The sequence below is a fragment of the Thioalkalivibrio sp. ALJ21 genome, from assembly GCF_000378605.1.
Classification (GTDB): Bacteria; Pseudomonadota; Gammaproteobacteria; order Ectothiorhodospirales; family Ectothiorhodospiraceae; genus Thioalkalivibrio.
Genome location: NZ_KB905157.1, coordinates 299,066 through 311,772 on the forward strand (window position 1 = coordinate 299,066; position 12,707 = coordinate 311,772).

Genomic DNA, 12,707 nt, shown 5'->3' on the forward strand with positions numbered 1-12,707 from the left:
CTGGCAACTGACCACAGGCGGAGCTGCATAGTAAGGGACTGGTGCGGAAACCTGCCGGCAGGCGGAGGCTAGTAGAAGCGACCGAGGGCGCCGCGGACCTGCACCTCGGTCTCCGGCGTCAGGTGCGCGCCCAACTCTAGCGGATGATCCGGCAGCAGCAGGACCACCGACGAGCCGAGGTTGAAACGCCCCATTTCGGTCCCGCGCTCGAGCGTAATCTCGCGATCCGGATATTCGCTGCAGCTGTAGGGCTGCCCGGCCGGCGGCGTCACCTCGCCCGCCCAGACCGTCTCGATCGAGCCGACGTTCTGGGCCCCGATCAGGGCGACGGCCATCGGCCCGAAATGCGTGTCGAAGCAGGCCACCACGCGCTCGTTGCGGGCATACAGGCGCGGTACGTGGCGCACGATGCGCGGTGCGACGGAGAACAGCCGACCGGGCACATGCAGCATGTGGGTCAGCGTGCCGGTCAGCGGCATGTGCAGCCGGTGATAATGCCGTGGCGACAGGTAGAGCGTCACGAAATGGCCATGCCGAAACGGTTCGGCAAGGTCTTCCTCACCGCCCAGGAGCTCCCGCACCGTGTAGTGGTGGCCCTTGGCCTGAAAGATCTGGCCGGCCTCGATGCGCCCAGCCGCGCTGACCCGCGAATCGGCGGGGCTGACGACCGTGTTGTCGTCACCCGCCAGGGGGCGGGCGTCCTCGCGCAGCGCCCGCGTGAACAGGGCATTGAAGCTGGGGTAGGCCGCGATGTCGGGCTCCGCCGCCTCGTCCATGTTCAACCCGTACTGGCGCACGAACCAGCGCAGCAGCGGCTGGACACGCGGGCTCTCGATGCGGGCCAGGCGGTGCACAACCCGCGACAGCGCATGCTGCGGCAGCAGGTGGGAAGCTCGGGCCAGCCAGGGGTCTAGGGCACTCATCGGAATACTCGGTTCGGGCGCACGGGACGGAAGCGAGCCGGTATGATGACGGCCCCCACGCCAATGGGAAAGGCCCAAATGGAATCCACCACAGGACTGCGCACGCTGCGCGACTTCATCCGCTTTGGCGCGAGCCAGTTTCGCGCGGCCGGGCTGAGCTTCGGCCACGGGACGGACAACGCCTTCGACGAGGCCGCCTGGTTGGTGCTGCATACGCTGCATCTGCCGCTGGATCTGCCCGAGAGCTGGTGGTCGTCGAACCTGAGCGAGGCCGAACGCACGCGGGTGATTGCGGTGCTGCGCACGCGCATCGAGACACGCAAGCCAGCGGCCTATCTGACCGGCGAGGCCTGGTTTGCCGGGCTGCCGTTCTTTGTCGACGAACACGTGCTGGTGCCGCGCTCGCCCCTGGCGGAGTTGATCGCGGTCGGCTTCGAGCCATGGATCGAGGCCGATTCGGTCGAGCGGGTGCTGGATTTGTGCACGGGGGGCGGCTGCATCGGCATCGCCACGGCGCTGGCCCTGCCGCAGGCACAGGTCGATCTGAGCGATGTCTCCGAACCGGCGCTGGCCGTCGCGGTGCGCAACATCGAGCGCCATGACGTTGGCGACCGCGTGCAGATTCGGCACTCCGATGTCTTCGATGCGCTGGGGCCGGAGGATCGCTACGACCTCATCGTGAGCAATCCGCCCTATGTCGATGCCCGCGACATGGCCGAGCTGCCACAAGAGTACCGCCACGAACCCGAATTGGGCCTGGCTGCGGGCGAGGATGGCCTCGACATCGTACGCCGCATCCTGGCCGATGCCCGCCGCCATCTGACCGAGGACGGCGCGCTGATCGTCGAGGTCGGCAACAGCCAGCCCGCGGTGGAGGAGGCCTTCCCGGACCTGCCGCTGATCTGGCTGGAGTTCGAATCTGGTGGCCACGGGGTCTTCCTCGCGTATGCCCGGGATCTTCCGTAGTCTTCGCGGGCTGGGAATGAACAGAACGAAAGGAACACGGCAATGATTCGAGTGGCAGTGGCAGGCGCCGCCGGGCGCATGGGGCAGAACCTGGTGCAGGCCGTCGAGGATCACCCCGAAGGCACACTGGGGGCGGCGAGCGAGCGGCCAGGCAGCGAGCGCCTCGGTACGTCCGTGGGGTCGGCGACCTCGGTCCAGCTGGTCGAGGACCTGGCGAGCGTGGCGGATGACTTCGACGTGCTGATCGACTTCACCAGTCCCGTGGCGACCATGCAGCACCTGGAGCTGTGCCGTGCGCACGGCAAGGCGCTGGTGATCGGCACCACGGGCCTGGATGCCGCGCAGGAGCAGCGGCTGCGTGACGCGGCCGGGGCGATGCGCATCGTCTATGCGCCGAACATGAGCGTTGGTGTGAACCTGACCTTCAAGCTGGTCGAGCTGGCCGCCCGCGCACTGGGCGACAGCGTGGATGTCGAGATCCTCGAGGCGCACCACCGGCACAAGGTGGACGCCCCCTCGGGCACCGCCCTGAAGCTCGGCCGGGTGGTGGCCGAGGTCCTGGGGCGCGATCTGGAGCACGACGCCGTCTACGGCCGCGAGGGCCAGACCGGGGCGCGCGACCGGCGCACTATCGGGTTTGCGACCGTGCGCGCCGGCGACATCGTGGGCGAACACACCGCGCTGTTCGCCGGCGAGGGTGAACGCATCGAGATCACCCACAAGGCCTCCAGCCGCGGGATCTTTGCCTCGGGTGCGGTGCGTGCGGCGGTATGGCTGGCCGGCGCCGATCACGGCCTGTACGACATGCAGGACGTACTGGGGCTGCGGGAGCTCTAAGATCCAGCTGCTTCAGCTGCGCGGCTTGAAGCCGGGCGGGTGGCGCGCGATCCAGACGACGAAGTCCCGCACGACCGGCTCGGCGAGCAAGGCCTTTGCGGTGTTCAGACGCTCGGCCAGGGTCTGCTCGTCAAAGTGCTTGTGGATGTGGTCGTGGCAGGGGCGGCAGACCCAGAGGATTCGCTGTTCGCGCTCGCTGCGAGTGAACAGGCGCCGGATGCGCTTGCGTCGGTGCTGTTTGCGCGGGATCAGGTGATGCCGCGTCAGGTCGTCCATCGACCGGCCGCACAGTTCGCAGGCCGGTGGCGGGCCGGACACCCCCGACATCATGGCTTCGCCCTGGCTCACGGCATGTCGTGCGCGCCCCCGGCGGGAGGCGATGTGCGGCCACCCATGCGGCAGCGAGGGGGCGGCTCGGTGATCGCATAGGCTGGATCGCCCAGGTCCATGATGCAGGGTGCGCCCTCGGGATCGACGATCCGCTGCAGCATGCCGCCGAGGGCGTCGAGGCTGTCGCGCCGGGGGAGTTCGCCAACCTGGCGCGAAGTGATCGATTCCCAGTTGCCGTTGTGTTCCTCCGCGATCTCGAAGCCGAACGGGAAGAAGCCGGGGACGCCCAGCCGGATGTCGGTGACCACGAGCCGGTCGGGGCCCTCGTCAGGCGTGGCGCGATGAAAGCGCAGGAAGTCGCCGGAGAACCACTGCAGGCGCTGCCCGTCGTCCAGGGCCAGCGCGGCTTCGCGCAGCTCCGGGTCACCGCGCTCGTAGCGTTCGAAGTCGGGACGGATCGGGTCGTCGAAGATGCCCACCCAGGCATCCAGGAACTCGTCGCCGTTGATCACGGTGACACGCCACAGCAGCAGGTTGAAAGGGGTCGGCTGGACCAGTCGCGGTTGTTCTTCCAGCTCCATCGCCGCCAGCACGGGCTGGATGCGATGATCGATCCACGCCTTCAGTGCCAGGCCGGACCCGGCGTACACGGTCGAGAGCACGAGTCCGGCAACCAGCAGGCGCGGGGCGAAGCGGTAGAACAGCGCGCCGATCGCCGCGACCAGCAGCGGCAGGGTGTAGAACGGGTCGATCACGAAGATCGAGCCCGTGGACAGGGGGCCGACCGGCAGCGGCCAGAGCACCTGGGTGCCGTAGGTGGTCAGCAGGTCGTTCAGTGAGTGCGTGGTCCAGATCAGCCCAAAGAACAGCCACCAGCGGCCGAAGCCGATCTCCCGCGTTGCCGGGAGCTTCGCGAGCAGCCCCGCGACGCCGGTGGCCACCAGCAACTGCACCAGCCAGGAGTGGGTAAAGCCCCGGTGGTGGATGAACTCGGATACCGCGTCCCCGTAAGCTATGAACGCATCCAGGTCGGGCAGCAGCGCGACACCGGCCCCCAGCACCACGGCCTTGCGCCCCAGGCGGGAGCCGAGGGTGAGGCCGCCGATTACGGCGCCGAGACTGGCGTGGGTAACGGGATCCATGCGTGATCATTCCTTAATTCAGAGGCTCGACGAATACCGAGCCTGCGACCGGGCCGCAGGGCGCGAGTTCGGGCGATCAAACCAGAGCGGTGGACATGACTCAAGCCACAGCGGCGAAAGACTGGCATTTCTGGGTAGACCGGGGCGGGACGTTCACCGACCTGGTCGCGCGTGATCCGGCGGGGCGCCTGCACACCCGCAAACTGCTGTCGGAGAACCCGGAGGCCTATCGCGATGCGGCCGTGCAGGGTATTCGCGATCTGCTGGAACTCCCGGCCGATGCACCCATCCCGGACGGCGTGGTGCACGAGGTGCGCATGGGCACGACCGTGGCCACCAATGCCCTGCTCGAGCGCAAGGGGGAGCGCACGCTCCTGGTGATCACCGAGGGGCTGGAGGACACGCTGGCGATCGGCCATCAGGCGCGCCCCGAGCTGTTCGCCCGCGAGATCCGCCTGCCGTCTCCGGTCTACGCGCGAGTGGAGCCGGTACGCGAACGGGTGAATGCGGCTGGCGAGGTCCTCATCCCGGTCGATCTGGACGCGCTGCGGCCGCGGCTGCAGGCGGCGCTGGCGGACGGTATCCGGTGCGTGGCCATCGTCTGCCTGCATGGCTATCGCTATCCGGCACACGAGCAGGCGATCGCCTTGCTGGCGCACGAACTGGGCTTTACCGAGGTCGCGACCAGCCACGCTACCAGCCCGCTGATCAAGCTCGTCCCGCGCGGCGAAACCACGGTGGTCGACGCCTATCTCTCGCCGGTCCTGCGCCGCTATGTCGAACAGGTCGCGGGCGAGCTGGGGCGGGCGCCCCTGCGGTTCATGCAGTCGCATGGTGGGCTGGTGGACGCGACCCGATTTCGCGGTCGCGACGCGATCCTGTCGGGGCCGGCCGGGGGGATCGTCGGGGCACTCAAGACCGCCGGCCCGCTTGGTTTCGAACGTCTGATCACCTTCGACATGGGTGGTACCTCCACCGATGTCGCGCATCTGGCGGGGGCGCTGGAACGGCGCCAGGAGAGCGAGGTGGCCGGTGCACGGCTGCGCGTGCCCATGCTCGATATCCATACGGTCGCGGCCGGCGGCGGATCGATCTGCCGCTTCGATGGCATCCGTCTGCGGGTGGGACCGGAATCCGCCGGTGCCCAGCCCGGACCCGCCTGCTACGGCCAGGGCGGGCCGCTGACCGTGACCGACTGCAACCTGCTGCTGGGACGGCTGCGCCCGGAGTATTTCCCGGCGGTGTTCGGGCCGGACCGCGACCGTCCGCTGGATCCGGAACCGGTGCGCCGACAGTTCGCGGAGCTGGCCGCCGAGGTGGCGGCCGCGACCGGAGAGCCCGCGACCCCGGAAGGCCTGGCCGAGGGGTCGCTACAGATCGCGGTGGAGCATATGGCCCAGGCGATCAAGACCATCTCGGTGCAGCGCGGGCATGACGTCTCGCGTTATGCGCTGGTCTGTTTCGGTGGCGCCGGAGGGCAGCACGCCTGCCGCGTGGCGGAGCAGCTGGGCATGCGGCATATCCTGTTTCATCCGCTCGGTGGCGTGCTCTCCGCCTACGGCATGGGGCTGGGCGAGTTGCGCGCCCTGCGCGAACGCAGCCTGGAGTGGCCGTTGGACGATCAGCACGCCGGGGCGATCGAGTCCGCCCTGGCGGAGCAGGCCGAGGCCGCCCGCGCCGCGCTGGCGGAGCAGGGCGTGGCGGTGGCGGATATGCGCATCGAGCGGCGGCTGCATCTGCGCCTGGCCGGATCGGACACCGCGCTGGAGGTGCCGGCGGGCGAGCCCGCGGCGTTGATGGCCGCCTTTGCCGAGGCCTACCGCGCGCGCTACGGCTTTGCCGCGCCGGATCGCAAGCTGGTGGTGGCGATCGCGACGGCCGAGGCGATCGCCGCCCCGAGGGAGACCGCATCGGAACGCATGGCGCCAGCGGCAGCCCGGAGGCCTGCGCCGGAGGCGGATACCGTCGCGATGGTCGTTGACGGCGAACAGCGCCATGTGCCGCTGTACCGGCGGGAGTCCCTGCAGGCCGGTATGACCCTGGCCGGTCCGGCCATCGTGATCGAGCCGACCGCGACGCTGGTGCTGGAGCCCGGCTGGTCCGGGTGCATCGAGGCGGACGGGACCCTGCGACTCGACCGCGAGCGGGGCAGCGCGCGGCGTCCGGGGATGGCTCCAGCAAACCCCGAGGCCGTCCCGCGCGATCCGATCCTGCTGGAGGTGTTCAACAACCGCTTCATGGCGATCGCCGACCAGATGGGCTTCACCCTGCGCAACACCGCGCACTCGGTGAACATCAAGGAGCGCCTGGATTTCTCCTGTGCACTGTTCGACGCCGAGGGCCGTCTGGTCGCCAATGCCCCGCACATGCCCGTTCATCTCGGCTCCATGGGGGCCAGCGTACGGGCGGTGGTGGAGGCGTTCGCGGGCGACCTGCGCCCGGGCGATGCCTTCGTGCTGAACGACCCCTACAACGGCGGCACCCACCTGCCGGACATTACCGTGGTCACGCCAGTGTTCCTGGATGGCGACGAACAGGTAACCGAGGATGCCTCTGCAGCGGCCGGTGCCCCCGCGTTCTTCGTCGCCTCGCGCGGGCATCACGCGGATGTCGGTGGCATGACTCCGGGCTCCATGCCCGCGTTCTCCACCTGCCTGGAGGAGGAGGGTGTGCTGATCCCGCCCACCCGGCTGGTGCGCGACGGGGTGTTCGACAGCGACCGTCTGTGCGCACTGCTCGGCGAGGGCCCGTGGCCGGCGCGCAACCCCGATCAGAACCTCGCCGATCTCGAGGCCCAGGTCGCGGCCAATCGCAAGGGACTGGAGGAGCTCGGCCGGCTGCTGGATGAGTACGGCGCGGCCACGGTAACGGCCTACATGGGCCACGTGCTGGACAACGCGGCCGAGGCCGTGGAACGGCTGATCCCAAGGCTCGAGGCCGGCCGATTCGCGTACGCGATGGACAACGGCGCAGAGGTGCAGGTGTATGTCGCGCCCGATCCTGACGGCCGGCGCCTGCGCATCGACTTCACCGGCACCAGCGCGGTACGCGAGGACAACTTCAACGCGCCGAGCTCCATCGTGCGCGCGGCGGTGCTGTATGTACTGCGCACCCTGCTGGAGGATGCGACCCCGCTGAACGACGGCTGCCTGGCGCCGGTGGACCTGGTCATTCCGCAGGACTGTCTGCTGAACCCGGCGCCGCCCGCCGCGGTGGTGGCCGGCAATGTCGAGACCTCGCAGGTCGTGACCGATGCCCTGTTCGGGGCGCTGGGCGTGCAGGCGGCGGCCCAGGGCACGATGAACAACCTGACCTTCGGCAATGCCGACTACCAGTACTACGAGACGATCGCCGGCGGGGCCGGCGCGGGGCCGGGCTACGCCGGGGCCAGCGCGGTGCAGACGCACATGACCAACTCGCGGCTGACCGATCCCGAGGTGCTGGAGAGCCGGTTCCCGGTGCGGGTGGAGCGCTTCGCCTACCGCTGCGGCTCCGGGGGGCAGGGGTATTATCCGGGCGGCGACGGGGTGATCCGCCGGCTCGGGTTCGACCAGGCGATGGAGGTCGTGCTGTTGTCCAACCGTCGCCGGGTGCCGCCGTTCGGGATCGCCGGTGGCGGGGCGGGTGCGACGGGGGAGGATGCGATCCTGCGCGCCGACGGCACGCGCGAGCCGATGTCCGCCTGCGATCGCCGCCACGTGGAGCCAGGGGATGCGATCGAGATACGCACACCCGGCGGCGGTGGCTACGGAGACCGTCGCAGCGACGCGTAGGCGTTGTATCGCGGGAACCGGTCACATTTCCCGGGGTCCATGTTGCACTCAAGGGGAGATGCGGCATGCAGCGGATGATGGAGTGGGCGGAGCAGGGACGCATGCCGGACATGCTGGTGCGCGCGGGGGTCCGCCTGCTGCTGGCGGAGCGCCTGGCAGAGGTCTCCGGCTCGGTCGAAGAGACCATGGAGCGGCGCTACGCCCTGATCGAATCCATGCGCGCGGCCCCCGTCGCCCTGTCCACCGATATCGCCAACGAGCAGCACTACGAGATCCCCACCGCTTATTTCGAGCAGTGCCTGGGCCCGCGACTCAAGTACTCCAGCGCCTGGTGGCCGGAGGGCGTCGACACCCTGGAGGCGGCCGAGGTCGCGATGCTGCGCCTGACCTGCGAGCGCGCGGGGATTGCCGACGGCCAGCGGGTGCTGGAGCTGGGCTGCGGCTGGGGGTCGCTGTCGCTGTGGATGGCCGAGCAGTACCCCGGCGCACGGATCACCGCCGTCTCCAACTCCAATACCCAGCGGGCCTTTATCGAGGCCCGGCGCGATGCCCTCGGGCTCGCGAATCTAGAGATCCTGACCGCGGACATGAACACGTTCGCCCCGCCGTCGCCGGGCTTTGACCGGGCGATCTCGATCGAGATGTTCGAGCATATGCGCAACTGGCCGGAACTGCTGCGGCGCATTGCCGGGTGGCTCAATCCCGGCGGGCGTTTCTTCATGCATGTGTTCGCCCATCGCGAACACGCGTATGTGTTCGAGTCCGAGGACGAGCATGACTGGATGGGGCGGCACTTCTTCCGCGACGGCCTGATGCCGTCGGACGACCTCGCGCGGCATTTTCAGGAGGACCTGCGGGTGATCCGCCAATGGCGCGTCGGTGGGCAGCACTACGCCCGCACGCTCAACGCCTGGCTGGCCCGCCAGGATCGCGCCCGAGCCACGCTGATGCCCCTGTTCGAGACAGCCTATGGTGCACAGCAGGCGGCACTCTGGTTCCAGCGCTGGCGGATCTTCTACATGGCCTGCGCGGAGCTGTTCGACTACAGCGGCGGGGACGAGTGGTTCGTCTCCCATGTCTTGTTCGAGCGGCCGGGAGACTGATCGCGATGGAGGCACTGATGGCGTTTCTCTGGGGGCTTCTGGCCAGCCTGCTCCTGATGACCCTGGTCTGGGCTGGCAGCGTATGGCGCCACGACGCCAGCCTGGTCGACCGCTTCTGGGGCCTGGGCTTCGTGGTCGTGACGCTGGTCTGGTGGGGGCTTGCGGGCTGGCCGGCGCAGGGTCTCTGGATCGTGATCCCGGTGTTGGTGTGGGGGCTGCGGCTGTCGCTGTTCATTACCTGGCGCAACTGGGGTCACGGCGAGGATGGGCGCTATACCGACATGCGCGAGGGGCTGTCGGACCGGGCCTTCGCCGCGCGCAGCCTGGTCACGATCTTCTGGCTGCAGGGTGCGCTGGTGGCCGTAATCGGCCTGCCGATGCTGGCGGTGACGAATGCCGCAAGCATCTGGTGGCCGCTGGCAGCCCTGGGCGCGGCCGTCTGGGCGCTAGGCACGCTGTATGAATCGGTCGCGGACGCACAGATGGCGCGCTTCCGGGCCGATCCTGAACGGCGGGGCGAGGTCATGGACCAGGGCTTGTGGCGCTACAGCCGCCACCCGAACTACTTCGGCGAGATCGTCGTCTGGGTGGGCTACGGCTTGCTCGCGCTGGCTGCCGGGGGCTGGTGGGCGCTGCCCTCGGCAATCCTGATGATCGTCCTGATCCTGCGTGTGTCGGGCGTCACGTTACTGGAAAAACGTATGCATGCCTCGCGGCCGGGCTATGCGGACTATGCGCGGCGCACCAATACGCTGATCCCGGGTCCGCCACGATCTTAAGGAAACACCGATCCGGCGCCGATTTCGCTGGTACTCCCTTGCTGTGCTTTCCCCGTCCGCGCTATAAAGCGCGCATCTTTCCGGTGTTCCGACGCGCGTCGGAGGCCGAGTTTCCCGATCGCCGATCTCACAGCAGGGCCCTACGCACGCATGAGCGCTACGCCGAGTCCCGTCCAGACCATTGAACTGAAAGGGCGCATGATGCTGGTGTCGGTGCTGCGGGTGTTCCAGACCGACCCCCGGCAACTCGGCGAGCAGCTGATCGCGCACCGCGAACAGGCCCCGGACCTGATGCGTGATATGCCCATCGTGCTGGACCTGGAGCCCGTGGCCGAGGCCCCCGAGACGGACCTTCAGGCAACCATCGAACAGGTGCGCGCCGAGGGCTTCAAGCTGATTGGCCTGCACGCGGGCGAGGTCGCCGAGCGCCTGCAGAGCTATTCCGAGCTGTTCGACGTATTGCCCGTGCTGCAGCTGGGCGGCCGCGGTGGCGCGCCCAGTGGCGAGGTGCCCCTGGATGAAAGCGAGCCCCCGGAGCCGGCGCCGAGCAAGAAGGGCAGGAAATCCGCGGACAAGGCGACCGAGGCCGCTCCCGCGGTCCACAGCGCGACTCGCGTGGTGGACCGGCCTGTCCGTTCCGGACAGCAGATCTACGCCCGCGGCGGCGATCTGCTGGTGACCGGCGCGGTGTCCGCGGGGGCCGAATTGTTGGCGGATGGCCACATCCATGTGCTGGGTCCGCTGCGCGGGCGGGCACTCGCCGGCGTGCGAGGGCTGGAGACGGCGCGGATCTTCTGCCGACGGCTGGATGCGGAGCTGTTATCCATCGCCGGGCATTACCGGGTGGCCGAGGATATCGCCGAGTCCGAGCGCGGCGAGAACCGGCTGGTGACACTCGCGGGCGAAAGCCTCAAGATCGCTGAAATCTGAGCGAGCGGCGTAGAGGGCGCTCGGTCCTGTATACGTCATCGCGCGACGACTAAGGAGAAGCAGCCACCATGGCACGCATCGTAGTGATTACCTCGGGCAAGGGCGGGGTCGGCAAGACCACCACCTCTGCCGCGATCGCCACCGGTCTGGCCCTGCGCGGCCATAAGACGGCCGTGATCGATTTCGACGTCGGCCTGCGCAACCTGGATCTGATCATGGGCTGCGAGCGCCGCGTGGTGTACGACTTCGTCAATGTGATCAATGGCGACGCCAACCTGAAACAGGCGCTGATCCGCGACAAGCGCGCGGACAATCTGTACATCCTCCCGGCCTCGCAGACGCGCGACAAGGATGCCCTGACGCAGGACGGCGTGGAACGCGTGCTGAACGAGCTGTCCGAGGACTTCGAGTACATCATCTGCGACAGCCCGGCCGGTATCGAGCGGGGTGCGCTGATGGCAGCCTACTTTGCTGACGAGGCCATCGTGGTCACCAACCCCGAAGTCTCCTCGGTGCGTGACTCGGACCGCATCCTTGGCATCCTCGCCAGCAAGACCCGGCAGGTGGAACAGGGCGGCGAGCCGATCCAGGGACGTCTGCTGTTGACCCGCTATGCGGCGGAGCGCGCCGCGCGCGGCGAGATGCTCAGCATCGAAGACGTGGGCGAGATCCTGGCCATCGATCTACTGGGTGTGATCCCCGAGTCGCAGGCCGTGCTGAACGCCTCGAATGCCGGCCAGCCGGTGGTGCTGGACGAGGAATCCGACGCCGGTCAGGCCTACCAGGATGCAGTGGATCGTTTCCTGGGCGAGGAGCGCCCGCTTCGCTTTGTCGATGTACCGAAGAAGGGCTTCTTCGGACGCCTGTTCGGGGGCTGACCATGGGCATCTTCGATTACTTCCGCCAGCCGCGGCAGAAAAGCGCCAGTGTTGCCAAGGAACGCCTGCAAATCATCGTGGCGCGCGAACGTGCGGCCCGGGGCGGGCCGGATTATCTGCCCGCGATGCAGCAGGAGCTGCTGCAGGTCATCCGAAAGTACGTGAAGGTCAACGACGACGCCGTGCAGATGAACGTCGACCGCGAGGGCGACTGCGAGGTGCTGGAGTTGAACATCACCCTGCCCGACGATCGGGGCTAGCATATGTTCAGCCCGTCTCTCTCTGTAGGAGCTCAGCCCCCTGAGCGATGGGGAGCCAGGCCCGGCCCCATCGGCCAGAGGGCTGGCCTCCTACGGCGGGTTGCCCCGGCCCCCATCGGCTTAACATCGGCATAAGGCACATGATCCGTCCATGAGAATCCTGGTCACCGGCAGTGCCGGTTTTATTGGCAGTGCCCTCTCCCTGCGCCTGCTGGAGCGCGGCGACGAGGTCATTGGCGTTGACAACCTCAACGACTATTACGATGTCTCGCTGAAAGAGGCGCGCCTGGCGCGCACGCAGGACCACCCGGGCTATACCGAGGTTCGCGAGGACATCGCCGACCGCACGGCGATGGACCGGGTGTTTCGCGAGCATCGCCCGGAGCGGGTGGTGAACCTGGCGGCCCAGGCCGGGGTGCGCTACTCGCTGGAGAACCCGGCGGCCTATGTCGACACCAACCTGGTCGGTTTCGGCAACATCCTGGAGGGCTGCCGGCACAACGGCGTGGAGCACCTGGTCTACGCCAGTTCCAGCTCCGTCTACGGCGCCAACACCACGATGCCGTTCTCGGTGCACGATAACGTCGACCACCCGCTGAGCCTCTACGCCGCGAGCAAGAAGGCCAACGAGCTGATGGCGCATACCTATGCGCATCTGTACCAGCTCCCGGTGACGGGCCTGCGCTTCTTTACCGTCTACGGCCCCTGGGGCCGGCCGGACATGGCGCTGTTCCTGTTCACCCGGAAGATCCTGGCGGGCGAGCCGATCGACGTCTTCAACTACGG

12 protein-coding genes are annotated in these 12,707 nt (G+C 68.2%); 9 read left to right on the forward strand and 3 right to left on the reverse strand.

Going from position 1 to position 12,707, the window contains the following annotated elements; all coding sequences use genetic code 11:
- Positions 1-68: 68 nt before the first annotated feature.
- Complete coding sequence (asd, locus tag F579_RS0112810) at positions 69-923, reverse strand: archaetidylserine decarboxylase (RefSeq protein ID WP_019025067.1); 855 nt, start codon at positions 921-923, stop codon at positions 69-71.
- Positions 924-1,001: 78 nt separating this feature from the next.
- On the opposite strand from asd, the gene prmB reads away from it, so the two are divergent.
- Complete coding sequence (gene prmB, locus F579_RS0112815; protein WP_026301109.1) at positions 1,002-1,889, forward strand: 50S ribosomal protein L3 N(5)-glutamine methyltransferase; 888 nt, start codon at positions 1,002-1,004, stop codon at positions 1,887-1,889.
- A gap of 42 nt (positions 1,890-1,931) precedes the next feature.
- The gene (gene dapB / locus F579_RS0112820; protein ID WP_019025069.1) at positions 1,932-2,726 is read left to right on the forward strand and encodes a 4-hydroxy-tetrahydrodipicolinate reductase; all 795 of its coding nucleotides are present in this window, start codon (positions 1,932-1,934) and stop codon (positions 2,724-2,726) included.
- Between the two features lie 12 nt (positions 2,727-2,738).
- On the opposite strand, the gene F579_RS0112825 is transcribed toward dapB, so the two are convergent.
- Both F579_RS0112825 and F579_RS0112830 read right to left on the reverse strand, forming a co-directional pair.
- Positions 2,739-3,056 (reverse strand): hypothetical protein, encoded by a 318-nt coding sequence (locus F579_RS0112825; RefSeq protein WP_026301110.1) that lies wholly within the window; start codon positions 3,054-3,056, stop codon positions 2,739-2,741.
- 14 nt (positions 3,057-3,070) lie between these two features.
- Positions 3,071-4,198 (reverse strand): metal-dependent hydrolase, encoded by a 1,128-nt coding sequence (locus F579_RS0112830; RefSeq protein WP_019025071.1) that lies wholly within the window; start codon positions 4,196-4,198, stop codon positions 3,071-3,073.
- A gap of 95 nt (positions 4,199-4,293) precedes the next feature.
- Here F579_RS0112830 and F579_RS0112835 point away from each other — a divergent pair, with 95 nt between their 5' ends.
- The 7 genes from F579_RS0112835 to F579_RS0112865 all read left to right on the forward strand — a co-directional run.
- On the forward strand, positions 4,294-7,971 hold the full coding sequence (locus F579_RS0112835; RefSeq protein ID WP_019025072.1) for a hydantoinase B/oxoprolinase family protein: 3,678 nt from the start codon (positions 4,294-4,296) through the stop codon (positions 7,969-7,971).
- A 65-nt stretch (positions 7,972-8,036) separates the two neighbouring features.
- Positions 8,037-9,074, forward strand: coding sequence for a cyclopropane-fatty-acyl-phospholipid synthase family protein (locus tag F579_RS0112840; RefSeq protein WP_019025073.1), 1,038 nt, complete (start codon positions 8,037-8,039; stop codon positions 9,072-9,074).
- Positions 9,075-9,079: 5 nt separating this feature from the next.
- Positions 9,080-9,853: a DUF1295 domain-containing protein gene (locus F579_RS0112845; RefSeq protein ID WP_019025074.1), complete on the forward strand. Its 774-nt coding sequence runs from the start codon at positions 9,080-9,082 to the stop codon at positions 9,851-9,853.
- 198 nt (positions 9,854-10,051) lie between these two features.
- Positions 10,052-10,783, forward strand: coding sequence for a septum site-determining protein MinC (gene minC / locus F579_RS0112850; RefSeq protein ID WP_019025075.1), 732 nt, complete (start codon positions 10,052-10,054; stop codon positions 10,781-10,783).
- A gap of 68 nt (positions 10,784-10,851) precedes the next feature.
- Complete coding sequence (minD, locus tag F579_RS0112855; protein ID WP_018994043.1) at positions 10,852-11,661, forward strand: septum site-determining protein MinD; 810 nt, start codon at positions 10,852-10,854, stop codon at positions 11,659-11,661.
- A 2-nt stretch (positions 11,662-11,663) separates the two neighbouring features.
- Positions 11,664-11,921, forward strand: coding sequence for a cell division topological specificity factor MinE (gene minE, locus F579_RS0112860; protein ID WP_018137595.1), 258 nt, complete (start codon positions 11,664-11,666; stop codon positions 11,919-11,921).
- A 151-nt stretch (positions 11,922-12,072) separates the two neighbouring features.
- The coding region (locus tag F579_RS0112865) for an NAD-dependent epimerase/dehydratase family protein (RefSeq protein WP_019025076.1) at positions 12,073-12,707 on the forward strand (635 nt) is incomplete at its 3' end.

Bases quoted from the DNA above. Each gene is read 5' to 3' on its own strand.
- minC (WP_019025075.1), top strand. From the start codon at position 10,052: ATGATGCTGGTGTCGGTGCTGCGGGTGTTCCAGACCGACCCCCGGCAA.
- F579_RS0112825 (WP_026301110.1), bottom strand. From the start codon at position 3,056: ATGATGTCGGGGGTGTCCGGCCCGCCACCGGCCTGCGAACTGTGCGGC.
- F579_RS0112835 (WP_019025072.1), top strand. From the start codon at position 4,294: ATGACTCAAGCCACAGCGGCGAAAGACTGGCATTTCTGGGTAGACCGG.
- F579_RS0112830 (WP_019025071.1), bottom strand. From the start codon at position 4,198: ATGGATCCCGTTACCCACGCCAGTCTCGGCGCCGTAATCGGCGGCCTC.
- prmB (WP_026301109.1), top strand. From the start codon at position 1,002: ATGGAATCCACCACAGGACTGCGCACGCTGCGCGACTTCATCCGCTTT.
- minE (WP_018137595.1), top strand. From the start codon at position 11,664: ATGGGCATCTTCGATTACTTCCGCCAGCCGCGGCAGAAAAGCGCCAGT.
- asd (WP_019025067.1), bottom strand. From the start codon at position 923: ATGAGTGCCCTAGACCCCTGGCTGGCCCGAGCTTCCCACCTGCTGCCG.
- F579_RS0112840 (WP_019025073.1), top strand. From the start codon at position 8,037: ATGCAGCGGATGATGGAGTGGGCGGAGCAGGGACGCATGCCGGACATG.
- minD (WP_018994043.1), top strand. From the start codon at position 10,852: ATGGCACGCATCGTAGTGATTACCTCGGGCAAGGGCGGGGTCGGCAAG.
- F579_RS0112845 (WP_019025074.1), top strand. From the start codon at position 9,080: ATGGAGGCACTGATGGCGTTTCTCTGGGGGCTTCTGGCCAGCCTGCTC.
- dapB (WP_019025069.1), top strand. From the start codon at position 1,932: ATGATTCGAGTGGCAGTGGCAGGCGCCGCCGGGCGCATGGGGCAGAAC.